The following is a 24,210-nucleotide window of genomic DNA, read 5'->3' as shown; positions in this document are numbered from 1 at the left end:
TCACACCACTGCGAGAGAAACATGGAAGTCCTCCGCCCCACCGCCCTGGAACAGATCTACGCCCACGCCAGCCGCAGCTACCCCGAAGAATGCTGCGGTTTCATCTTCGCCGATGGCAGCGTGTACCTGGGCAGCAATATCCAGAATGAACTGCACCGCAAGCACCCCGAGAGGTACCCGCGCAGCGCCGCTAACGGCTACACGTTCTCGGTGGCCGACACGCTGTTGATGAACAAGGCGTTTCGCAGCAACAACCCAGTGGTGGTGATCTACCACTCCCACCCGGATGTCGGCGCCTACTTCAGTGATGAAGACCAGGACAAGGCGCTGTTCATGGGCGAGCCGATCTACCCCGTCAGCTACCTGGTGGTCGACGTTCGCCAGGGCCAGGCCCTGGGCTCCAAGCTGTTTGCCTGGGATGGCAAGCATTTCGCCCTTCAACCCTTCAACGACCTGCACACGGAGTTGTCCATGAACGCTGTCTCTTTCCCTGACATTCTGGTTCGCGTGGCCAAGCTGCCGGAATCGACCCTTGAGGGCACCGGATCGACATTGCGCGAAGTCATTGAAAACCTCTGCAGCAGCCATCCACAGCTGCGCCCGCACCTGTTCCACGAAAAGAACAACCAGCTCAAGGAACACTTCCTGTTTACGGCCGAGGAAGAGCTGATCGACGCCGATGAGCCCCTGCCGGAAAAAGCCAGGATCGAAGTATTGCTCGCCACCTCCGGCGGCATGGACGTCGATGCCCTGAGCAATGAAGAAGTGCAGCGCTATGTGCGCCACATCACCCTGCCCGGCGTCGGCCGCGAAGGCCAACTGAACCTCAAGAAAGCCAAGGTGCTGATCATCGGCACCGGCGGCCTGGGCTCGCCCATCAGCCTGTACCTGGCGGCGGCCGGCATCGGCACCCTGGGGCTGGTGGATTTTGATGTGGTGGAGAGCAGCAACCTGCAGCGCCAGATCGTCCACGGCAACAGCACGCTGGGCATGCCCAAGGTCGAGTCGGCCAAACAGCGTCTGCAGGACCTCAACCGCCATATCCGGATCAACGCGCACAACACCGCCCTGAATGCCGACAACGCGTTGAAGCTGGTAGGCGCTTATGACCTGGTGATCGACGGCACCGACAATTTCGACACCCGTTACCTGGTCAACGACGCCTGCGTGCAACTCGGTAAACCCTTGGTGTACGGCGCCATCTACCGTTTCGACGGGCAGATCAGCGTGCTCAACCATAAAGGCGGGCCGTGCTATCGCTGCCTGTTCCCCAGCGCACCGCCTGCAGAACTGGCGCCCAACTGCAGCGCCGGTGGGGTGATCGGCGTGCTGCCGGGCGTGGTCGGGATGATCCAGGCCACCGAGGCGATCAAACTGTTGATCGGCATCGGCGAACCGCTGTCCGGGCGCTTGATGCGCTTTGATGCGCTGGCGATGAAATTCAGCGAAATCCGCTTCAAGCGCCGAGCCGACTGCCCGTGCTGCTCCGCGTTGCGTCACAGCGAAACCCTCACGCCGACAGCCTGCGCGGACGCAGTGCCGAGCCAGCCGTCCCTGGCCGAAGAACGCTATATCAAGCCCCAGGTGCTCAAGCAGGTACTTGAACACCATAGCAGCGCCGACGTGCTGCTGGATGTGCGCGACGCCAGCGAACTGGAGGTGTGCAAATTGCCGGGCGTGCTGCATATCCCCCTGGCCGAACTGGACGGGCAGCTCGACAGCCTCAGCCGGGATAACACCCACTACCTGATCTGCTACGCCGGCACCCGCGCCGAGCAAGCCGCCAGCACCCTGCTGGCAGCCGGCTTCGCCAACACCAAAGTCCTGCAAGGCGGCATGAAACACTGGGTTCGCGACGTCGAACCCGACATGCCGTTGTATTGAGCCGAGGGCTGAATGATGTTGCATAACTCCATTCTCGAGGTGATCGGCCACACGCCGATCGTGCGCCTGGCACAGTTTTCCGAAGACCTCGGCATCGAGGTCTACGCCAAGCTCGAATCCCTCAACCCCGGCGGTAGCCACAAGTCGCGCATCGCCCTGGGCATGATCCTCGACGCCGAGCGCCGCGGCGTGCTGATCCGCGATTCCGGGCAAACCATCATCGAACCCAGCGGCGGCAATACCGGCATCGGCCTGGTGATGGCCGGCAACGTGCTCGGCTACAAAGTGGTGCTGGTGATCCCGGATAACTACAGCCCCGAGAAGCAAAGCTGCTGCGCCTGTACGGCGCCAGGGTGGTGCTGTCGGACAGCCGCCTTGGTAACAATTCCCACGGCGAAAAGTGCATGGAACTGCAGCTGGAAAACCCCAGCTACGTGATGCTCAACCAGCAACGCAATGGCGCCAACCCGCAAACCCATCGCGACACCACCGCGCGGGAAATCCTGCACGCCTTTGGTGATCGGCGCGTGGACTATTTGGTCAGCGGCATCGGCACTGGCGGCCATATCACCGGCATCGGTGAAACCCTCAAAGCTGCCTGGCCTGGCCTGCGCGTCATGGGCGTGGAACCGGAAGAATGCGACCTGCTGAAAAACCAGCACGCGCCGCACCATATCCAGGGCCTGTCGATCGGCCTGATCCCGAGCATCCTCAACCTGGACGTGATCGACGGCATGCTCAAGGTCTCGCGCCAGGAATGCATCGACATGATGAAACGCATCATGCGCACCGACGCCATCAGCCTGGGCCTGTCTTCCGCCGCCAATATGGTGGCGATCGCCAGGCTCGCCCCCGAACTACCGCCCGAAACGGTGGTGCTGACCCTGGTTTACGACAATGCCGACAGCTACCTGCCCAGTTTCGAATAGGCGGTTTTCCAACCATCCAGAATGCGGGGGTGCCTCCATGGGGGGCTTTATCGACATGCAACAGCTGCACGATGAGTTGCTCACTCACCTCATCAAAACCCTCACGCCCGCGCAGATGAAGCAGCTGGAACCGCACCTGGCGCCGCTGATCCAGAATGCCGCGCAAGCCGTGGCCGAAGACCTGATCGCCTATGCCTACCGCGACCCGGCATCACGCGGGCGCGGCGAGCTGATCCTGGAGTCATACGCCTCGTTCAAGGCGGTGCTCTATTACCGGCTGGCGCACCGGGTGTGGAATTTCCCTGACCGGACCAACGGCATCTTTTCGCGCATCGCCCTCAAACTCAGCAATCAGGGCAAGGTGCTCTCCGGCGCCGAGATTCACCCGGCGGCGCGCATCGGCCGGCGTTTTGTGCTGGACCACGGCTACGGCACGGTGATCGGCGAAACCTGCGAGATCGGCAACGACTGCTACATTCTCTGCGGCGTGACCCTGGGCGCCCGGGGCATCGCGAACAACCCCGACGGCAAGCGTCACCCGCGCCTGGGCAACAATGTCGAAATCGGCTCCGGCGCACGCGTGCTGGGCTATGTGCTGATTGGTGACAACGTGTTTATCAGCCCCTCCTGTGTGATCACCCAGGACGTACCCGCCGGCACCAAGGTCAAGGTGGTGAACCAGATCCAGCTGCAAAAAAACCAGGAGTCGGACCACAGCAACTACCTCGGCGCCTTTGCGCTGGATGAGCGTTTACATGTGGTCGGCGAGGTCAACACCAGCCACAAGGTTACCGTGCTGGACGCCGACTTCCACCCCCTGCAGGGGCTGATGCTGGAGCCCACGGTGAAAGAACGGCACCACCTGCAGTTTCGCCTGCACCGCATCGAGTCGGGCAACCACCTGCCGCGCCTGCCGCTGAACCTCAAAGTCTGCGGACCGGAATTTGAAATCACGCTGCTCTCCCCCCTGGCTTGAGCGCAATGGTGCGCTCCTTGTTGCAAGCCAGCCCAATCAACGTCGGAGGTTGAACATGTCCGTACACACCATGGAAACCCTGGCGCTGTTCGACAGTGCGCCCTACCAGAACGCGTTCAACGCCCGGGTGATTGCCGTCAGCGAACACGGCATCGCCCTGGAACACACGCTGTTTTACCCCACGGGCGGCGGTCAGCCGGGCGATACCGGCCAGCTGACCCTGGAGGACGGAACGCAGGTTGAAGTGACCGGTACGGTGCGCGACCCGGTGCTACGCTCGATCATCTGGCACCAGGTGCAGCACTGCCCCGAACAGTTGACGGCCGGGGTTGCGGTGGATGCACAGATTGATTGGGACCGCCGCTACCAGCACATGAAAATGCACACCTGCCTGCACCTGCTGTGCTCGATCATCGACGCGCCGGTGACCGGTTGCAGCATCAGCGCGGATAAAGGACGCCTGGATTTCGACCTGCCGGAAATGACCCTGGACAAGGACAGCATCACCCGCGACCTCAACGCGCTGATCGAACAGGCGCATGCGGTCAAAACCCTGTCGATGCCCGCGTCGGAGTACGCCACTCTGCTGCAGATCACCCGCACCCAGGCGGTTGCGCCACCGGTGGTCCAGGGTTCGGTACGCGTGATTGAAATTGGCGGGATTGATATCCAGCCCTGTGGCGGCACCCATGTGATCAACACCGAGGAAATCGGCCGGGTGTTCTGCGAGAAAATCGAAAAGAAGAGCAAGCACAACCGCCGGGTGATTTTGCGCTTTGAGGGAGCGATTGATACTAATGCGGGCTAGTGTGGGCGCTACGCGGTGTGACGAAGCAGGGGGCCTCGATGAAAAAAACGTCGAGGCCCAACGCGCATTTCGTACAGGAAACTGACAGCAAATTTATGTCCCTGTAACATTCAGAAACGTACAATCCCGTCAGCAACGCCTCGTTGCCCCCGGCTCACGAAAACAGCGCCCGCTCCTCTCGGTTGGTCTTCGTGCAGCCGCTACCCTCATTCCCATCAAGCCCCTGGATCTGAACGCTGCAGGACTGACTGCCTATGAACAAAGTGTTCCGCGATTACCTACCAGCCTCCACACTGCGCCTGCTGCCTAACCGCTGGGATCTGGTCGCCCTGCCACTGGTGATCGGCTTTCTATTGTTCTTCTCCATCACTGCCCGCGAAACCTGGGCCCCCATCGCTACCTTGCAAAGCGAAGTCATCTCCCTCGACCCGGCCAACCTGCCGGAATACGCAATGCGCACCACCTTGCGCATGCTCGCGGCGATGGTTGCGGCGCTGGTTTTTACCTTGTTGTACGGCACCCTGGCCGCCAAAAGCCGGCGCGCCGAGAAGCTGCTGGTGCCGGTGCTCGACATCCTGCAATCGGTGCCGGTGCTGGGTTACATCTCCTTTACGGTGACATTCTTCCTGTTGCTGTTCCCCGGGCGCGTGCTGGGCGCCGAGTTCGCGGCGATCTTTGCGATCTTCACCAGCCAGGCCTGGAACATGACCTTCAGCTTTTACCAGTCGCTGCGCATGCTGCCCCATGACTTGGTGGAGGTGTCGACCAACCTGCGCCTTTCCGGCTGGCAGAAATTCTGGAAGCTCGACGTGCCGTTCGCCATGCCCGGGCTGGTGTGGAACATGATGATGAGCATGTCCGGCGGCTGGTTTTTCGTGGTTGCCTCCGAAGCCATCACCGTCGGTGACAAGACCATCACCCTGCCAGGCGTAGGCTCGTACCTGGCCTTGGCGATTGCCCAGAAAGACCTGCACGCGGTGGGTTATGTGATTCTGGCAATGGTGGTGGTGATCCTGATCTACGACCAGTTCCTGTTCCGCCCGCTGGTGGCCTGGGCCGACAAGTTCCGTATGGAAACCACTGCCTCCCAGGGCGCCGCGCCGCAATCCTGGCTGCTGAACCTGATCCAGCGCACGCGGATGGTCCAGCGCATCCTGCGCCCCATTACCCGAACCATCAGCCGCCTCGGCAACCAGCGCTTCAGCCTGGCCGGCGGTGCGCTCAAGGCGCTACCGGCCGAAACGCCGGCGGCCTCGAAGGTTATTGATCGGGTCTGGGGCACATTGATAGCGCTGTTGGCCGCGTATGCGCTGTATCACATCGTGCAGTACGTCGGCACCGAAGTGACCTTCGCCGAGGTAGGCCATGTGTTTGTGCTGGGCCTGATCACGCTGCTACGTGTGGTCGGGCTGATCCTGATCGCCTCGCTGATCTGGGTGCCGCTGGGCGTGATGATCGGCTTGCGCCCAAGGCTTGCGCAAAAATCCAGCCGCTGGCGCAGTTCCTCGCGGCGTTCCCCGCGAACCTGTTGTTCCCGGTGTTCGTGATCGTGATCCTGCACTTCAAGCTCAACCCGGATATCTGGCTGAGCCCGCTGATCGTGCTGGGCACCCAGTGGTACATCCTGTTCAACGTGATTGCCGGCGCCAGCGCCTTTCCCAATGACTTCAAGGAAGCCGCCGCCAACTTCCGCATTCGCGGTTGGCTGTGGTGGCGCAAGGTGATGTTGCCGGGGATTTTCCCGTATTACGTTACCGGCGCTATCACCGCCTCGGGCGGGGCCTGGAACGCCAGCATCGTGTCCGAGTATGTGTCCTGGGGCCAGGACAATGTGGTCGCCCACGGGCTGGGCGCCTATATCGCGCAGACCACGGCTGCCGGCGACTTCCCGAAGATCGCCCTGGGTGTGGTGGTGATGTCGATCTTCGTGGTGGCGTTCAACCGCGCAGTCTGGCGGCCCATGTATGCCATGGCTGAAAACAAACTTCGTCTGAATTGATGGGACTCGCTGTGATGACTACCTATACCGAGCACGCCGCCGACACCCCGCAAATTTACTCGTTGAAAAACGTGAGCCGGGTGTTCGGCAAAGGTAAAGACGAGCTGCAAGTCCTCAGCGGCGTGGACCTTAACCTGCGCGAAGGCGAAATCGTCGGCATGCTCGGCCGCTCCGGCTCGGGCAAGTCCACGTTGCTGCGCATTATTGCCGGGCTGATCCAACCCTCCTCGGGCGAAGTACGCTACAACGACGCGCCCTTGAACGGCCCGGCTGAAGGGGTGGCCATGGTATTTCAGACCTTCGCGCTGTTCCCCTGGCTGACCGTGCTGGAAAACGTCGAAGCCGGCCTGCAAGCGCTGCAAGTGGAGCGCAAGGAAACCCGCCGGCGCGCCCTGGCAGCCATCGACTTGATCGGCCTGGACGGGTTTGAAAACGCCTACCCCCGCGAACTGTCCGGCGGTATGCGCCAGCGTGTGGGGTTTGCGCGTGGGCTGGTGGTCAACCCGACGTTGTTGCTGATGGACGAACCGTTCTCCGCGCTGGATGTGCTCACCGCCGAAACCCTGCGCACCGACCTGCTGGATTTGTGGAGCGGCAAACAGCTGCCGATCAAGTCGATCCTGATCGTGACCCACAACATCGAAGAAGCGGTGTTGATGTGCGACCGCATCCTGGTGCTGTCCTCCAACCCCGGCCGGGTGGTGGCCGAGATCAAGGTGCCGTTCGCGCACCCGCGCAACCGGCTGGACCCGACCTTTCGGCAAATGGTCGACGACATCTACGCGCTGATGACCGACCGGCGCAGCGCCGATGCCAGCCGCGGCCTGCCGGAGCTTAAAATGGGCAGCCTGTTGCCGGAGGTGTCCACCAACCTGATGGCCGGCCTGATCGAAACCCTGGCCGCCGAGCCCTACAACGGCCACGCCGGTTTGCCCACTGTGGCCGAACGGCGCTTGCTGGAAGTCGACGACCTGTTCCCGGTAGCCGAGATGCTTGAGCATTTGGGCTTCGCCGAACTCAAGGGCGCCGACATCACCCTCACCGACGCCGGCAAGCTGTTCGCCGACTACGGCACCCAGGAACGCAAAACCCAGTTCGCCGAACATTTGATCCGCCACGTGCCCCTGGCTGCGCGGATTCATCAAGTGTTGCTTGAACGCAGCGGGCACCGGGCGCCACGGGTGCGTTTTGAGCAGGAGCTGGAAGACTCGATGACCGAAGCGTTTGTGCAGAAAACCCTGGAAAGCGTGGTGGCGTGGGGGCGCTATGCGGAGATTTTTTCGTATGACGATCACACCGAGACGTTCAGCCTGGAGGACGTGGAAGGCAGTATGTAAGCCCGTCTGAATCACACAGAACAAGAGTGGGAGCTGGCTTGCCTGCGATGCAGACAACTCGGTCTTTCAGATACACCGAGGTGATGCTATCGCAGGCAAGCCAGCTCCCACACAAGCCCGCTCCCACAGGGGGGCGGTGGTGTTTTTTTAGATCACGAACAGGTCCACAAACCGATTTACCGGTGTGGCCTCAAGCCGTGCCGGGTCCTTGCACAGTGCAAAAATCTCCCCGCTGCGCTGCGCGGTAAAACGCGTGGCCAGGTTGGCTTTGAACTTGTCTTCCAGCAACGAAATCCCATCACCCCGGCGCCGGCGATGGCCGATCGGGTATTCCACCGCCACCTGCTCGGTGCTGGAGCCATCCTTGAAAAACACCTGCACCGCGTTGGCGATGGAGCGCTTGTCGGCCTCCAGGTATTCGCGGCTGTAGCGCGGGTCTTCGACGATGACCATTTTGTCGCGCAATTCATCGATGATCGGGTGCGCGGCATGGAACTCATCTTCGTACTGCTCGGCCACCAGATTGCCGAACGCCAACGGCACGGCGGTCATGTATTGCAGGCAGTGATCGCGGTCGGCGGCATTGGCCAATTGGCCGACCTTGGAGATGATGCGAATCGCCGACTCATGGGTGGTGATCACGATGCGCTCGATTTCATGCAGGCGATTCTTTACCAACGGGTGCAACGTTACCGCTGCTTCGCAGGCAGTTTGCGCGTGGAACTCGGCGGGGAAACTGATCTTGAACAGCACGTTTTCCATCACATAGGTGCCGTAGGGCTGAGCCAGGCTGAAGGCGCGTTTGTCTTCAGGCTTGAGGGCCAGGTCCTTGTTGGTGTGGCTGAACAGCACGTCGTAAAAGCCCCACTGCGGCGCGCTGAGTACCCCCGGGATGCCCATTTCGCCACGCAGGGCGATATCCGCCAGGCGTACGCCACGGCTCGACGCATCCCCCGCCGCCCAGGATTTGCGCGAGCCCGCGTTCGGCGCATGCCGGTAAGTGCGCAACGCCTGGCCATCGACAAACGCGTGGGACAGCGCCGACAGCAGCTGTTCGCGGTTGGCACCCATCAGCTTGGCGGTGACGGCGGTGGAGGCAACTTTCACCAGCAGCACATGGTCAAGGCCGACGCGGTTGAAGGAGTTTTCCAGGGCAATCACACCCTGGATTTCGTGGGCCATGATCATCGCTTCCAGCACGGCGCGCACGGTCAGCGGTGCGTCGCCGTTGGCCACGCGTTTTTGCGACAGGTGATCGGCCACCGCGAGAATGCCGCCGAGGTTATCCGAGGGGTGGCCCCATTCAGCCGCGAGCCAGGTGTCGTTGTAGTCGAGCCAGCGCACGATGCAGCCGATATCCCAAGCGGCTTTGACCGGGTCCAGGCGCAACGAGGTGCCCGGCACCCGCGCACCGAACGGCACGACAGTGCCCTCGACGATGGGCCCAAGGTGCTTGGTGCACTCGGGAAAGCGCAGGGCCAGCAGGCCGCAGCCCAACGTGTCCATCAGGCAATTGCGGGCGGTGTCCAGTGCGGCCTGGGACTCGATCCGGTAAGTGAGGACATAGTCGGCGATGTCCTGCAGGACCTGATCGTAGTCGGGGCGGTTGTTCTGGTCGACGTTGGCGCTCATGGCAGTACTCCAAAAGGGTTTGGGGTTAGTCCTCGGGCTTACGGTTGTTGGAAAGCAGATCTTGAGTGTCTGCCTTGGAATAAAGATCCCCTGTGGGAGCGGGCTTGCTCGCGAAGGCGGTGTGTCAGGTACTGAAATGTCACTGACCCACCGCATTCGCGAGCAAGCCCGCTCCCACATTGGTGCGGAGTTGGACCTTAGAAAGCGTCGCCGGGGACGCGTACGAAGCCTTCCATCAATACACGTGCACTGCGGCTCATGATGGCTTTTTTCACCACCCATTCACCGTTTACCTGGGTCGCCTCCGCGCCGACGCGCAAGGTGCCGGACGGGTGCCCGAAGCGCACCGCATTGCGCTCCACGCCACCGGCTGCGAGGTTGACCAAGGTGCCGGAAATCGCCGCCGCCGTGCCGATCGCTACCGCCGCCGTGCCCATCATCGCGTGGTGCAACTTGCCCATGGACAGTGCGCGCACCAGCAGATCCACATCCGCAGCCTTGATCGCCTTGCCACTGGAGGCTACGTAATCCGCAGGTTTGGCCACAAATGCGAGTTTCGGCGTGTGCTGACGCTGGGCCGCTTCGTCCAGGTGTTTGATCAGGCCCATGCGCAATGCGCCGTAAGCCCGTACGGTCTCAAACATCGCCAGTGCCTTGGGGTCGCTGTTGATCGCGCCTTGCAGTTCGGTGCCGGTGTAGCCGAGGTCTTCAGCGTTGATAAAAATCGTCGGGATGCCGGCGTTGATCAGCGTCGCTCTGAACGTGCCCACACCGGGCACTTGCAGGTCGTCGATCAGGTTGCCGGTGGGGAACATCGAGCCGCCACCGCCCTCTTCTTCCGCCGCCGGATCGATGAACTCCAACTGCACTTCGGCGGCCGGGAAGGTCACGCCGTCGAGCTCGAAGTCACCGGTTTCCTGCACCGCGCCGTCGGTGATCGGCACGTGGGCGATGATGGTCTTGCCGATATTGGCCTGCCACACCCGCACCACGGCCACACCGTTGTGCGGCACGCGGGCCGGGTCAATCAGGCCGGCGCTGATGGCGAACGAACCCACCGCCGCCAACAGGTTGCCGCAGTTGCCGCTCCAGTCGACAAAAGGCTTGTCGATGGAGACCTGGCCGAACAGGTAGTCCACGTCGTGATCGGCGCGGGTGCTTTTGGCGAGGATCACGGTTTTGCTGGTGCTCGACGTGGCGCCGCCCATGCCGTCGATCTGTTTGTCATAGGGGTCTGGGCTGCCGATCACCCGCAACAGCAGGGCATCGCGGGCCGCACCCGGCACCTGCGCCGCTGCGGGCAGGTCCTGGAGGCTGAAAAATACACCCTTGCTGGTGCCGCCACGCATATAGGTGGCGGGGATCTTGATTTGCGCTGCGTGTGCCATGGTTATCCTCTTCAGGCGGTCGCCGCCGATTCCAGGAAGTCCTGGGCAAAACGTTGCAACACGCCGCCCGCCTCGTAGATCGACACTTCTTCGGCGGTGTCCAGGCGGCACGTCACCGGCACTTCGACACGTTCGCCATTCTTGCGGTTAATTACCAAGGTCAGCTGCGCACGCGGGGTGCGTTCGCCGACCACGTCATAGGTTTCGCTGCCGTCGATCTGCAAGGTGTGGCGGTCGGTGCCCGGCAGGAACTCCAGCGGCAGCACGCCCATGCCCACCAGGTTGGTGCGGTGGATGCGCTCGAAACCTTCGGCGGCAATCGCTTCCACCCCGGCCAGGCGCACGCCCTTGGCGGCCCAGTCGCGGGACGAGCCCTGGCCGTAGTCGGCACCGGCGATGATGATCAGCGGCTGCTTGCGCTCCATGTAGGTTTCGATGGCTTCCCACATCCGCGTGACCTGGCCTTCCGGCTCGATACGCGCCAGGGAGCCCTGCTTGACCTTGCCGTTTTCCAGCACCATTTCGTTGAACAGTTTCGGGTTGGCAAAAGTGGCGCGTTGCGCGGTCAAATGGTCGCCGCGATGCGTTGCGTAAGAGTTGAAGTCGACCTCCGGCAAGCCCATCTTCGCCAGGTATTCACCGGCGGCGCTGTCGAGCATGATCGCGTTGGACGGCGACAGGTGGTCAGTAGTGATGTTGTCCGGCAGCACCGCCAGCGGGCGCATGCCCTTGAGCGGCCGTGCACCGGCCAGCGCGCCTTCCCAGTACGGCGGGCGGCGGATATAGGTGCTTTGCGGGCGCCAGTCGTACAGCGGCGCGACTTTGGGGCCGGTGTCTTCGTGGATCGCGAACATCGGGATATACACCGCACGGAACTGCTCCGGTTTGACCGAAGCCTTGACCACTGCGTCGATTTCTTCGTCGCTCGGCCAGATGTCCTGCAGGCGGATTTCCTTGCCGCTTGCGTCCAGGCCCAGCACGTCCTTTTCGATGTCGAAACGGATGGTGCCGGCAATCGCGTACGCCACCACCAGCGGCGGCGAGGCCAGGAACGCTTGCTTGGCGTACGGGTGAATGCGCCCGTCGAAGTTGCGGTTGCCCGACAACACGGCGGTGGCATACAGGTCGCGGTCGATGATTTCCTGCTGGATCACCGGGTCGAGCGCGCCGGACATGCCGTTGCAGGTGGTGCAGGCGAAGGCCACCACGCCGAAGCCGAGTTTTTCCAGCTCATGGCCCAGGCCCGCTTCTTCCAGGTACATGGCCACGGTTTTCGAACCCGGTGCCAACGAGGATTTGACCCACGGCTTGCGGGTGAGCCCGAGCTGGTTGGCATTGCGCGCCAGCAGGCCGGCAGCGATCACGTTGCGCGGGTTGCTGGTGTTGGTGCAACTGGTGATGGCGGCGATGATCACCGCGCCGTCGGGCATTTGCCCCGGCACATCCTCCCACTGGCCGCTGATGCCTTTGGCAGCCAGATCGCGGGTGGCAACGCGGGCGTGCGGGTTGCTCGGGCCGGCCATGTTGCGCACGACGCTGGACAGGTCGAACGTCAGGCCACGCTCATATTGCGCGCCCTTGAGGTCATCGCCCCACAAGCCGGTATGGCGGGCGTACTGCTCCACCAGGGTGACTTGTTCGTCTTCACGGCCAGTGAGTTTCAGGTAGGCGATGGTCTGCTGATCGATATAGAACATTGCCGCCGTGGCGCCGTATTCCGGGGCCATGTTGGAGATGGTCGCACGGTCGCCCAGGGTCAGCCTGGAGGCGCCTTCGCCGAAGAACTCCAGCCATGCACCGACCACTTTCTGTTTACGCAGGAACTCGGTCAGCGCCAGCACCATGTCGGTGGCGGTGATGCCGGGCAGCAGCGTGCCGGTCAACTCGACGCCGATGATTTCCGGCAGGCGCATCCACGAGGCGCGGCCGAGCATCACGCTCTCGGCTTCTAGGCCGCCGACGCCGATGGCGATCACGCCCAGGGCATCCACATGCGGGGTGTGGCTGTCGGTGCCGACGCAGGTATCCGGGAACGCCACCCCATCGCGCACCTGGATCACCGGGGACATTTTCTCCAGGTTGATCTGGTGCATGATGCCGTTGCCCGGCGGGATCACGTCGACGTTTTTAAAGGCTTTTTTGGTCCACTCGATAAAGTGGAAACGGTCTTCGTTGCGACGGTCTTCGATGGCGCGGTTTTTCTCGAACGCGTCCGGGTCGGAACCACCGGCTTCGACAGCCAGGGAGTGGTCGACGATCAGTTGGGTCGGCACCACCGGGTTGACCTGTGCCGGGTCGCCGCCTTGCAGGGCGATGGCATCGCGCAGGCCAGCGAGGTCGACCAGGGCGGTTTGACCGAGGATGTCGTGGCACACCACCCGTGCAGGGAACCAGGGGAAGTCGAGGTCGCGCTTGCGTTCGATCAGTTGGCTCAGGGAGGCGTTGAGGGTAGCCGGGTCGCAACGGCGTACCAGGTTTTCCGCGAGCACGCGGGAGGTGTAGGGCAAGGTGGCGTAGGCACCGGGGGAGATTGCGTCGACAGCCGCACGGGCGTCGTAGTAATCCAGGCGGCTGCCGGGCAGCGGTTTGCGAAATTCAGTGTTCATCGTCAGGACTCGGTCACGGTAGTTACAAAAGGAGAAGACTGCGACGGGCCAATGTGGGAGCGGGCTTGCTCGCGAATGCGGTGTATCAGTAACAGATGTGTTGATTGACACACCGCATTCGCGAGCAAGCCCGCTCCCACATTTGATTCGATTACCAGACCCGGATCATCGGTCTCCTCATTCAGCGACGTTCGATTGGCACGAACTTGCGCTGCTCAACGCCGATGTACTCGGCGCTTGGACGGATAATGCGGTTGTTTGCGCGCTGCTCGAACACATGCGCGGCCCAGCCAGTCAGGCGCGAGCACACGAAGATCGGGGTGAACAGCTCTGTCGGGATACCCATGAAGTGGTACGCCGAGGCATGGTAAAAATCGGCGTTGGGGAACAGCTTCTTCTGTTCCCACATGGTCTTGTCGATGGCTTCCGAGACCGGGAACAGCACCTTGTCGCCCACTTCGTCGGCGAGTTTTTTCGACCAGCCCTTGATCACCTGATTGCGCGGGTCGCTGTCTTTGTAGATCGCGTGGCCGAAGCCCATGATCTTGTCTTTGCGCGCCAGCATGCCAAGTGTGCCTTCGACAGCTTCTTCGGCGGACCCGAAACGCTCGATCATCTCCATCGCCGCTTCGTTGGCGCCGCCATGCAGCGGGCCGCGTAGCGAGCCAATGGCGGCGGTGACGCAGGAATAGAGGTCGGACAAGGTCGATGCACACACGCGGGCGGTGAAGGTCGACGCGTTGAATTCGTGCTCGGCGTACAGAATCAGCGACACGTTCATGACTTTTTCATGCAGCGCGCTCGGCTTCTTGCCATGCAGCAGGTGCAGGAAGTGGCCGCCGATGCTCGGCTCGTCAGTCACGCAGTCGATACGCTTGCCGTCGTGGCTGAAGCGGTACCAGTAGCACATGATCGCCGGGAAAGCGGCGAGCAGACGGTCGGTGACATCGCGCTGCACGCTGAAGTCTTGTTCCGGCTCGATATTGCCGAGGAACGAGCAACCGGTGCGCATCACGTCCATCGGGTGGGCGTCGGCGGGGATGCGTTCCAGTACTTCTTTCAGCGCCTGCGGCAGGTCGCGCAGTTTGCTCAGCTTGGCGCTGTAGGCAGCCAGTTCGGTGGTGGTCGGCAGTTCGCCGTACAGCAGCAGGTAGGCGACTTCCTCAAACTGCGCATCGGCCGCCAGTTCGCGCACGTCGTAGCCCCGATAGGTCAAGCCGGCACCGGCCTGGCCCACGGTGGACAGTGCGGTCTGCCCGGCCACCTGGCCACGCAGGCCGGCGCCACTCAATACTTTTGCTTCAGCCATGTTCGTTCTCCAATTTTGTAGTTATTCAGGGAGGCCTGTTCGTTACTTCTTCGCGGCGAACAGCGCGTCGAGCTTTTGCTCGAAGGTGTGGTAGTCGATGCGATCGTAAAGCTCCATGCGGGTTTGCATGGTGTCGATCACGTTCTGCTGGGTGCCGTCGCGACGGATCGCGGTGTAGACGTTTTCGGCGGCCTTGTTCATGGCGCGGAAGGCCGAAAGCGGGTACAGCACGATGGAAACATCGGCAGATTTCAACTGTTCGGTGGTGTACAGCGGCGTGGCGCCGAACTCGGTGATATTGGCCAGGATCGGCGCTTTCACACGGGAGGCGAACAGTTTGTACATGTCCAGCTCGGTAATGGCTTCCGGGAACACCATGTCGGCGCCGGCCTCGATGCAGGCGGCGGCTCGCTCCAGGGCGGACTCCAGCCCTTCGACCGCCAGGGCGTCGGTGCGCGCCATGATCACGAAGCTGTCATCGGTGCGCGCATCCACGGCGGCCTTGATGCGATCGACCATTTCCTGTTGGGACACGATTTCTTTGTTAGGGCGATGGCCGCAGCGCTTGGCGCCCACCTGGTCTTCAATATGGATGGCAGCGGCGCCGAACTTGATCATCGACTTGACGGTACGCGCCACGTTGAACGCCGAGGAGCCGAAACCGGTGTCCACGTCCACCAGCAGCGGCAGGTCGCACACGTCGGTGATGCGGCGCACGTCGGTCAGCACGTCATCCAGGCCGGTGATGCCCAAATCCGGCACACCGAGGGAGCCTGCCGCCACGCCGCCGCCTGACAGATAAATCGCCTTGAACCCGGCGCGCTTGGCCAGCAAGGCGTGGTTGGCGTTAATCGCGCCGACCACCTGCAAGGGGTGTTCGCTGGCGACCGCGTCACGGAAACGCTGGCCTGGAGTACTTTTATTGTTGGAACTCATGACTCACCTCGTGCTTGGGGAGCGCCGTCCGGAAAGTGACGGGCAATATTGCGTTTGGACGCGCCGATATGACGGCGCATCAACAGCTCGGCCAGTTCACCGTCGCGATCGGCAATCGCGTCAAGAATGCGGTGATGCTCGGCAAAGGCCTGGCGTGGACGATTGGGGGTCGCGGAAAACTGGATGCGGTACATGCGCACCAACTGGTACAGCTCGCCGCAGAGCATCTGGGTCAGGGTGCGATTACCGGCGCCTTGAATTATCCGGTAATGAAAATCGAAGTCGCCTTCCTGCTGGTAGTAGCCGAGGCCGGCCTGGAAGGCTTCGTCGCGCTCATGGGTGTGCAACACCTGGCGCAGTTCCTCGATCTCCGCGTCGGTCATGCGCTCGGCGGCCAGACGGCAGGCCATGCCCTCCAGGGACTCACGGATTTCATAGAGCTCGATCAGCTCGGCGTGGCTCAAACTCACCACCCGCGCGCCGACGTGGGGCACGCGCACCAGCAGGCGCTGGCCTTCCAGGCGGTGGATCGCCTCGCGCAGCGGGCCGCGGCTGATGCCATAGGTGCGCGCCAGTTCCGGCTCGGAAATTTTGCTGCCGGGGGCGATTTCGCCCTTGACGATGGCCGCCTGGATGCGCCGGAAGACGTTCTCGGACATGGTCTGGGAATCGTCTTGCGCCACCACTGGGGTTTCCAGCTGATCCAGCATATTGTCGACACCTTTAAAAGCAATTCGGCAAAAACTAGCCAATCAGCCTCATTTAGTCAAAGAATAAATACACATTGTCGACAATCGTCTAATAACCCTTGAATGCACCCGATCAGGGCATGGCCGCCTGCCAGCGCTGGCGCCAGAAAAGCATCATGTTAGAATGCCCGCCGCATTTGCCTGACATCGCTTGATGAAACGGCGCACTAGAGATTGAGCAGCAATGCCAGTCGCCATGAATGGAACATCGCACTGCACCGCCTCAGGATCTATGAGACTCAAGCCCTCCCCCTTTTGCTTTGCCTGCTGTTTATACCGGCACTCTTACCGGGGCTTTGTGCCGCCGCCGAGAAGACCGTGTATGGCCTCAACGAATACGCCCAACTGGCCGGCATCGACCTGGAAGTCGCCGCCAAACTGGACACCGGCGCCAAGACCGCGTCCCTCAGCGCCCGTGATATCAAGCGCTTCAAGCGCAATGGCGAATCCTGGGTACGCTTCTACCTGGCTATCGACACCGCCCATTCCCACCCCATCGAACGCCCCCTGGCCCGCGTCAGCAAGATCAAGCGCCGCGCCGGTGACTACGACCCCGATGAGGACAAGAACTACACAGCCCGTCCGGTGATTGCCCTGGATATCTGCATGGGCACCGCTTTACGCAGCATCGAAGTGAACTTGACTGACCGCAGCGCTTTCCAATACCCGCTGCTGATCGGCTCCGAAGCGTTGAAACGCTTTGATGCGCTGGTCGACCCCAGTCTTAAATACGCAGCAGGCAAACCCGCCTGCGCCGCCGACGCTCATACCGCCGAGTAAACCGAATGCGCTCTCTAACCCTGCACCTGAGAATCCTCATCGCCATCCTGGTGGTGTTAGGTATTTCGGTCACCGCCTATCAGATTTTCGTGCTGGGGATTCCCGTCACCGAGGACGCCACCGACGACTTGTGGAACATCGACGCCAAGGTCGAGTTCGTCGCCAACCCGAAAGACCCGGTAAAAATCCAGATGTTCGTGCCGCCGCTGAGCCGCGACTTCGTCAGCCTCAATGAGAGTTTTATCTCGAATAACTATGGTGTGAGCGTCAACCGCACCGACGGCAACCGCAAGGTCACCTGGTCGGCGCGCCGCGCCAAGGGCAACCAGACCCTGTATTACCGCCTGGTGCTGACCAAGCGTTACAGCGGTGAAAAGGTCAAGGTCAAGGGCCCGACCTTCCGTGACAGCATCGCCGTGGAAGGCCCGGAAAAAATCGCTGCCGAAGCCCTGCTGGCGCCGATCCGCCAGCACTCCGCCGACGTCGAAACCTTTATCACCGAAGCCATCAAGCGCACCAACAACCTCAACGACGACAATGTGAAGCTGCTGCTGGCGGGTGATCCATCCACGCCGCACAAGGCCAAGATCGTCGAACTGCTGCTGTCCATCGCCCACGTGCCGGTGGAAAAAGTCCACACCATCCGCCTGGTGGCCGACCAGCCGCAAGCCCCGGAACTGTGGCTGCGCAGCTTCAATGGCAATGACTGGTTGTACTTCAACCCGGAAACCGGCGAACAGGGCCTGCCCGCCGACCGCCTGCTATGGTGGACCGGCGATGAAAACCTGATCACCGTCGATGGCGGCAAGAAAGCCATGGTCACCTTCAGCCTGAACAACAGCGAAATGAACGCGATCCGCCTGGCCAAGCTGACCGACGAAAACACCGACGCCAACTTCCTCGAATACTCGCTGTACGGCCTGCCGCTGCAGACCCAGCAGACTTTCATGATCATGGTGATGATCCCGATTGGCGTGCTGGTGATCCTGATCCTGCGCAACCTGATCGGCCTGCAGACCCTGGGCACCTTTACCCCGGTGCTGATCGCCCTGGCGTTCCGCGAGACGCAACTGGGCTTCGGGATTGTGCTGTTCACCATTATTACCGCGCTGGGGCTGTCCCTCAGGTCGTACCTGGAACACTTGAAGCTACAGATGCTGCCGAGGCTGTCGGTGGTGCTGACCTTCGTGGTGGTGCTGATTGCGGCCATCAGCCTGTTCAGTCACAAACTGGGGCTGGAGCGCGGGCTGTCGGTGGCGCTGTTCCCGATGGTGATTCTGACCATGACCATCGAACGCTTGTCGATCACCTGGGAAGAACGCGGCGCCAACCATGCGCTGAAAGTGGCGATCGGTACGCTGTTCGCCGCGTCCCTGGCGCACCTGATCATGAGCGTGCCGGAGCTGGTCTACTTCGTGTTCACCTTCCCGGCGATCCTGCTGATCCTGGTGGGCTTCATGCTGGCCATGGGTCGCTATCGCGGCTACCGCCTGACCGAACTGGTGCGTTTCAAGGCTTTCCTGAAGGCTGATTCGTAATGTTCGGCTTCTGGAAGACCTGGAAAGCCCTGGAAGCGCGGGGGATCATGGGCATCAACCGGCGTAATGCCGACTACGTGCTCAAGTACAACAAACGCAGCCTGTACCCGATTGTGGATGACAAGATCATCACCAAGGAACGGGCCATGGCGGCCGGCATCCATGTGCCGGAGATGTACGGGGTCATTTCTACCGAGAAGGAAATCGACAAGCTCGACGAGATCATCGGTGGGCGCAGCGATTTCGTGATCAAACCGGCCCAGGGCGCCGGCGGGGACGGCATCCTGGTGGTGGCCGACCGCTTTGAAGGGCGCTACCGCACGGTGTCGGGCAAGATCATCAGCCATGAAGAAATCGAGCATCAGATTTCCAGCATCCTCACCGGCCTGTATTCCCTGGGCGGCCACCGCGACCGCGCACTGATCGAGTACCGCGTGGTGCCCGACCAGATCTTCAAGAGCATCAGCTACGAGGGCGTGCCGGACATCCGCATTATCGTGCTGATGGGCTATCCGGTGATGGCCATGCTGCGTCTGCCGACCCGCCAGTCCGGCGGCAAGGCCAACCTGCACCAGGGCGCCATCGGCGTGGGGGTTGACCTGGCCACCGGCCTGACCCTGCGCGGCACCTGGCTGAACACCATCATCACCAAGCACCCTGACACCACCAACGCGGTGGACGGCGTGCAACTGCCCAACTGGGACGGTTTCATGAAGCTCGCGGCCGGCTGCTATGAGCTGTGCGGGCTGGGCTATATCGGCGTGGACATGGTGCTGGACCAGGAAAAAGGCCCGCTGATCCTCGAGCTGAATGCGCGGCCGGGGCTGAATATCCAGATCGCCAATGACTGCGGCCTGACCCTGCGCACCCATGCGGTCGAGGCGCGGCTCGAAGCATTGAAAGCTGCGGGCGTGACGGAAACCCCGGAAGAGCGGGTGAAGTTTGTGCAGGAAATGTTTGGGCATATCCCTGCCGTAGAGGGCTGAACACCGCGCCGTCTGCATCGCCGGCAAGCCAGCTCCCACAGATGATCGGGTTCACATAGCCCAATGTGGGAGCTGGCTTGCCGGCGATGGCATTCTATTTGGATGTAACCTCAGTCCAGCTACCCCTAGGACCAAATCCTATGGCGGACTACAATCCCCTCCCCCACGCCAACGGCTGATCCACCCCGCATGCCAACCTGTTCCGTACACCCGCTGCCCTACCGCGCCAACCCCGCCGAGTATTTTGCGGCGATCCGCCATGCCCCCGGCGCGGTGCTGCTCGACAGCGGCCGCCCGTCGGCTGAGCGCGGGCGTTATGACCTGCTCAGCGCCTGGCCACACGCGACGTTGACCGTACAGCCTGACGAGAGCGGCAGTGATTTCCTGCAGCGTTTACGCAAAAACCTGACGCAGCTGGGTGAAGCGGCAATCCCCAAAGGTTTAGAGCTGCCGTTCGCCGGCGGCCTGATTGGCTACCTGAGTTATGACTTCGGCCGGCACCTGGAACACATGCCACACCTGGCGGCGGACGATTTGCACCTACCGGACGCGCGTTTCGGGCTGTATGCCTGGGCGCTGGTCAGCGATCACCAGGCGCAGGCCAGCCAGCTGGTGTTTCACCCGACGCTCGCCGACAGCGAACGGCAACGGCTGATCGCGCTGTTCAGCCATGGCGGTGTCGACGCCTCGGCGACCTTCAAACTTCAGGGCCCGATGGCACCGGACCTCAGCGCCGAGGCGTATCGCCAGGCCATCGTGCGTATCCAAGACTATATCCAGGCCGGCGACTGCTACCAGGTCAACTTCGCCCAGCGTTTCCGTGCGCCGTGCAGTGGCGATCCCTGGGCCGCCTATTGCGCCTTGCGCGAAGCCTGCCCGACGCCGTTTTCCGGGTTCCAGAGCCTGCCGGATGATGGCGCGGTGCTGAGCCTGTCGCCGGAGCGCTTCGTACGTATCAGCGAACGCCAAGTCGAAACCCGCCCGATCAAGGGCACCCGCCCTCGCGGTTTGACGCCTGAAGATGACGCCGCCAACGCCGCCGAACTGCTGGCGAGCCCCAAGGATCGTGCCGAAAACCTGATGATCGTCGACCTGCTGCGCAACGACCTCGGCCGCACGTGCCGCACCGGCTCGGTAAAGGTCCCGGAGCTGTTCAGCCTGGAAACCTACCCCAATGTGCACCACCTGGTCAGCAGCGTGACCGGCGTGTTGGCCGACGACAAAGACCCCCTCGACCTGATCGCCGGCAGCTTCCCCGGCGGCTCCATCACCGGCGCGCCGAAGATTCGCGCCATGCAGATCATCGACGAGCTGGAGCCGACCCGACGTGGGTTGTACTGCGGCTCGCTGGTGTACCTGGATGTGCGCGGCGAGATGGACAGCTCCATCGCGATACGCAGTCTGCTGGTCAAGGATGGCCAGGTGTGCTGCTGGGGCGGCGGCGGGATCGTGGCGGACTCGCAGTGGGAAGCGGAGTATCAGGAGTCACTGACCAAGGTGCGGGTGTTGTTACAAACTTTGGAAGGTCTGTAGCGTCCGGCAGACCGCCCACCCGCCGTCTGTGAAGGATCACATGAAGCGACTGCCGACTACTCGTCAGAAATTATTTCCGGGATTGCATATCCATCCAACCGCACCTATTACCTCCCGAATTGGGAGGTTTCAGCGATGCGGGTAATCGCTCTCTGCACCTTACGAATATTCTGGGAAAGCCACCCCGCTTATACCGACGCCAAAACGCCGCTGGTCGAGCTGTATCGCCATTTGGAGAAGACCCCTTATGCAACGCCGCAGGCACTCAAAGCCGAGCTTCGAACAGCGAGCATTCTCAAAGGCGGCAGGGTTGTGTTCAACGTGAGCGGCAACAAGTATCGAGTGATCATGGCGATCGACTATCAACGACAGCTGGGGTTCATCCGCTTTGTGGGACCCCATGAGCAATACGGTCAGATCAACGCGGAGACCGTGTGATGAACATCAAACCTATTCATTCCCAGGAAGATCTTACGGCTGCGCTCGCTCGGGTCGAGCAGATCTGGGGAGCAGAGATCGGCTCGCCTGAAGGTGACGAGCTGGAAATCCTCGCTGTACTGATTGAGAAGTACGAGGCGGAACACTTTCCAATGCCGGCGTCGGACCCGGTGGAAGCGATCAGATTTCGCATGGAGCAGTTAGGCATGACCGCCCGCGACCTTGAGCCTTTCATTGGTACCAGCGGGCGAGTATCCGAAGTGCTGAATCACAAGCGCAAGCTGAGCTTGTCGATGATCAAACGCCTGCATGAGGGGTTGAGCATTCCTTACGAGCGGTTGCTCGCTGGGGTTTAACGGGAAGATATGCAGTGGCTTTACCGGCCCCTTCGCGAGCAAGCCCGCTCCCACATTTGACCGCGTTTATCCTGTGGGAGCGCGACCGAATGTGGGAGCTGGCTTGCCTGCGAAGAGGCCATCCGCCTCCCCGCAGAACCTACAGGCTCAATGAACGATTCGACGCCTTGATAAACTCTTGCTTCAAATCTTCAAACGTATGCACCGCCGGGAACTGCGGGAACTCGCGAATCACGTTCTCGGGTGCGTGGAACAGAATCCCGCGGTCGGCCTCGCCCAGCATGGTGGTGTCGTTGTAGGAATCGCCAGCAGCGATCACGCGGTAGTAAAGGGTTTTGAATGCCAGCACCGACTGGCGCTTGGGGTCTTTCTGGCGCAGTTGGTAGCTCACCACGCGGTCGTTTTCGTCGGTGATCAGACGGTGGCAGAGCAAGGTCGGGAACCCCAGTTGGCGCATCAATGGCTGGGAGAATTCGTAGAACGTGTCGGAAAGGATCACCACCTGGAAGCGCTCGCGCAGCCAGTTGACGAACTCGATGGCACCGTCCAGCGGCTTGAGCGTGGCGATCACTTCCTGGATATCCGCGAGTTTGAGCCCATGCTCGTCGAGGATGCGCAGGCGTTGCTTCATCAGCACGTCGTAGTCGGGAATGTCCCGGGTCGTCGCCCGCAGCGATTCAATACCGGTTTTTTCAGCGAAGGCGATCCAGATTTCCGGAACCAGTACCCCTTCCAGGTCGAGACAGGCAATTTCCACAAGACGCTCCCATTGGTTTTATTAAGTTGAGCCAGCAAAAAAGGTCTGCCGAACTCTAGCGATTCACGCTCGCCGCCGCAACGCAGGGCGGTTTTTGATACCATCGCTCCCCTATAGAGCGCTCAGCGCCATTGACCTGTAGGAACCGTCCTGATGAACCAAGCCTTCGACGTCGCTGAACTCGCCGCGACTTATGCCAATAAATCCGCCCAGGATATTCTCAAGCTGGCGTTCAGCCAGTTCGGTGATGACCTGTGGATTTCTTTCAGCGGCGCCGAGGACGTGGTGCTGGTGGACATGGCCTGGAAGCTGAACAAGAACGTCAAGGTGTTCAGCCTCGACACTGGCCGGCTGCACCCGGAGACCTACCGGTTTATCGAACAGGTGCGCGATCACTATAAGATCGATATCGAACTGATCTCGCCGGACCAGAGCAAGCTGGAACCCTTCGTCAAAGAGAAAGGCTTGTTCAGCTTCTATAAAGATGGCCACGGCGAATGCTGCGGTGTGCGCAAGATCGAACCGCTGCGCCGTAAGCTTTCCGGTGTAAGCGCTTGGGCTACCGGCCAGCGCCGCGACCAGAGCCCCGGCACCCGCAGCCAGGTGGCGGCGCTGGAAATCGACAGCGCTTTCTCCACCCCGGAACGCACCCTGTACAAGTTCAACCCGCTGGCGCAGATGACCAGCGAGGAAGTCTGGGGTTACATCCGCATGTTAGAGCTGCCATACAACAGCCTGCACGAGCGCGGCTTTATCAGCATCGGCTGCGAGCCCTGCACCCGCCCGGTGCTGCCGAACCAGCATGAGCGCGAAGGCCGCTGGTGGTGGGAAGAAGCCACGCAGAAGGAATGCGGGCTGCATGCCGGGAATATCATCAGCAAGGCTTGAAGGCTGATGAGCTAAAAAAAATGTGGGAGGGGGCTTGCCCCCTCCCACATTTGTTTTGTGGCAGGCATTTAAATGTACACACTAATGTAACCATAAGTGCCATTTATGTGTGCAATCCATACACCTTCGCACCAATACGTAACATTCATTTCCCCACGCTGTTTGCCTTTCAATAGCGCACCTCCAAAAGCAAAAAATAAATACCTGTTCAAATGGTCAATTTATATCGCTTTAAATTCAGCGAGTTATTTAAAACACCTGTAAAAAAGAAATTACCAAAGGTTTTCATAGATCGAAAACTGGCACGCATGTGGCTTATTGTGAAAAACGCTTTGTATACAATAAATACAAAACCTACATACACTTTGCCATCAGCAGCTT

At 61.2% G+C, this 24,210-nt stretch carries 17 protein-coding genes and 3 pseudogenes; 13 read left to right on the top strand and 7 right to left on the bottom strand.

Annotated elements, in window-relative coordinates:
- Window positions 1-21 precede the first annotated feature (21 nt).
- From moeB to LRS56_02950, 6 genes and pseudogenes are all read left to right on the top strand, one after another.
- A complete protein-coding gene (gene moeB, locus LRS56_02975) occupies window positions 22-1,884 on the top strand; it encodes a molybdopterin-synthase adenylyltransferase MoeB (protein WDU63534.1) in 1,863 nt (620 codons plus the stop codon).
- A gap of 15 nt (window positions 1,885-1,899) precedes the next feature.
- Window positions 1,900-2,813, top strand: a pseudogene (locus LRS56_02970) (PLP-dependent cysteine synthase family protein).
- Between the two features lie 37 nt (window positions 2,814-2,850).
- Window positions 2,851-3,842 (top strand): annotated as a pseudogene (locus LRS56_02965) (serine O-acetyltransferase).
- A 2-nt stretch (window positions 3,843-3,844) separates the two neighbouring features.
- Window positions 3,845-4,597 (top strand): alanyl-tRNA editing protein, encoded by a 753-nt coding sequence (locus tag LRS56_02960; protein ID WDU63533.1) that lies wholly within the window; start codon window positions 3,845-3,847, stop codon window positions 4,595-4,597.
- Window positions 4,598-4,851: 254 nt separating this feature from the next.
- A pseudogene (locus LRS56_02955) lies at window positions 4,852-6,596 on the top strand (ABC transporter permease subunit).
- A gap of 14 nt (window positions 6,597-6,610) precedes the next feature.
- Window positions 6,611-7,933 (top strand): nitrate/sulfonate/bicarbonate ABC transporter ATP-binding protein, encoded by a 1,323-nt coding sequence (locus tag LRS56_02950; protein WDU63532.1) that lies wholly within the window; start codon window positions 6,611-6,613, stop codon window positions 7,931-7,933.
- Window positions 7,934-8,080: 147 nt separating this feature from the next.
- Here the strand turns inward: LRS56_02950 and prpD are convergent, their stop codons facing one another.
- The 6 genes from prpD to LRS56_02920 form a co-directional block, all read right to left on the bottom strand.
- Window positions 8,081-9,565: a 2-methylcitrate dehydratase gene (prpD, locus tag LRS56_02945; GenBank protein WDU63531.1), complete on the bottom strand. Its 1,485-nt coding sequence runs from the start codon at window positions 9,563-9,565 to the stop codon at window positions 8,081-8,083.
- Window positions 9,566-9,762: 197 nt separating this feature from the next.
- Entirely contained in the window at window positions 9,763-10,953 is a 1,191-nt protein-coding gene (prpF, locus tag LRS56_02940) for a 2-methylaconitate cis-trans isomerase PrpF (GenBank protein ID WDU63530.1), read from the bottom strand.
- An 11-nt stretch (window positions 10,954-10,964) separates the two neighbouring features.
- A complete protein-coding gene (gene acnD / locus LRS56_02935) occupies window positions 10,965-13,559 on the bottom strand; it encodes a Fe/S-dependent 2-methylisocitrate dehydratase AcnD (protein ID WDU63529.1) in 2,595 nt (864 codons plus the stop codon).
- A 181-nt stretch (window positions 13,560-13,740) separates the two neighbouring features.
- Window positions 13,741-14,868 carry a 2-methylcitrate synthase gene (prpC, locus tag LRS56_02930; protein ID WDU63528.1) on the bottom strand — a complete coding sequence of 376 codons (1,128 nt, stop codon included), beginning with the start codon at window positions 14,866-14,868 and terminating at the stop codon, window positions 13,741-13,743.
- A gap of 42 nt (window positions 14,869-14,910) precedes the next feature.
- Window positions 14,911-15,804 carry a methylisocitrate lyase gene (prpB, locus tag LRS56_02925; GenBank protein ID WDU63527.1) on the bottom strand — a complete coding sequence of 298 codons (894 nt, stop codon included), beginning with the start codon at window positions 15,802-15,804 and terminating at the stop codon, window positions 14,911-14,913.
- Window positions 15,801-16,514: a GntR family transcriptional regulator gene (locus LRS56_02920; protein WDU63526.1), complete on the bottom strand. Its 714-nt coding sequence runs from the start codon at window positions 16,512-16,514 to the stop codon at window positions 15,801-15,803. Before LRS56_02920 ends, prpB begins: the two co-directional genes overlap by 4 nt.
- Before the next feature lie 294 nt (window positions 16,515-16,808).
- Between LRS56_02920 and LRS56_02915 the strand changes: the two genes are divergently transcribed.
- From LRS56_02915 to LRS56_02890, 6 genes are all read left to right on the top strand, one after another.
- Entirely contained in the window at window positions 16,809-17,333 is a 525-nt protein-coding gene (locus LRS56_02915) for an ATP-dependent zinc protease (GenBank protein WDU65683.1), read from the top strand.
- A gap of 5 nt (window positions 17,334-17,338) precedes the next feature.
- Window positions 17,339-18,871 carry an inactive transglutaminase family protein gene (locus LRS56_02910; protein WDU63525.1) on the top strand — a complete coding sequence of 511 codons (1,533 nt, stop codon included), beginning with the start codon at window positions 17,339-17,341 and terminating at the stop codon, window positions 18,869-18,871.
- Window positions 18,871-19,857 (top strand): alpha-L-glutamate ligase-like protein, encoded by a 987-nt coding sequence (locus tag LRS56_02905; GenBank protein WDU63524.1) that lies wholly within the window; start codon window positions 18,871-18,873, stop codon window positions 19,855-19,857. The genes LRS56_02910 and LRS56_02905 overlap by 1 nt, the downstream gene beginning before the upstream one ends.
- Window positions 19,858-20,046: 189 nt before the next feature.
- Entirely contained in the window at window positions 20,047-21,390 is a 1,344-nt protein-coding gene (gene pabB, locus LRS56_02900; protein WDU63523.1) for an aminodeoxychorismate synthase component I, read from the top strand.
- A gap of 135 nt (window positions 21,391-21,525) precedes the next feature.
- On the top strand, window positions 21,526-21,828 hold the full coding sequence (locus LRS56_02895; protein ID WDU63522.1) for a type II toxin-antitoxin system HigB family toxin: 303 nt from the start codon (window positions 21,526-21,528) through the stop codon (window positions 21,826-21,828).
- Window positions 21,828-22,184 (top strand): transcriptional regulator, encoded by a 357-nt coding sequence (locus LRS56_02890; protein ID WDU63521.1) that lies wholly within the window; start codon window positions 21,828-21,830, stop codon window positions 22,182-22,184. The genes LRS56_02895 and LRS56_02890 overlap by 1 nt, the downstream gene beginning before the upstream one ends.
- 139 nt (window positions 22,185-22,323) lie before the next feature.
- Here LRS56_02890 and thrH read toward each other — a convergent pair whose 3' ends face one another.
- Complete coding sequence (gene thrH, locus LRS56_02885) at window positions 22,324-22,941, bottom strand: bifunctional phosphoserine phosphatase/homoserine phosphotransferase ThrH (protein ID WDU63520.1); 618 nt, start codon at window positions 22,939-22,941, stop codon at window positions 22,324-22,326.
- A gap of 153 nt (window positions 22,942-23,094) precedes the next feature.
- Here thrH and LRS56_02880 point away from each other — a divergent pair, with 153 nt between their 5' ends.
- The gene (locus LRS56_02880; GenBank protein ID WDU63519.1) at window positions 23,095-23,829 is read left to right on the top strand and encodes a phosphoadenylyl-sulfate reductase; all 735 of its coding nucleotides are present in this window, start codon (window positions 23,095-23,097) and stop codon (window positions 23,827-23,829) included.
- Window positions 23,830-24,210 lie beyond the last annotated feature (381 nt).

This window comes from Pseudomonas poae, from assembly GCA_028869255.1.
GTDB lineage: Bacteria > Pseudomonadota > Gammaproteobacteria > Pseudomonadales > Pseudomonadaceae > Aquipseudomonas > Aquipseudomonas poae_C.
Note: the sequence above shows the minus strand (reverse complement) of the source record. Positions and strands in the feature narration are given on the sequence as shown.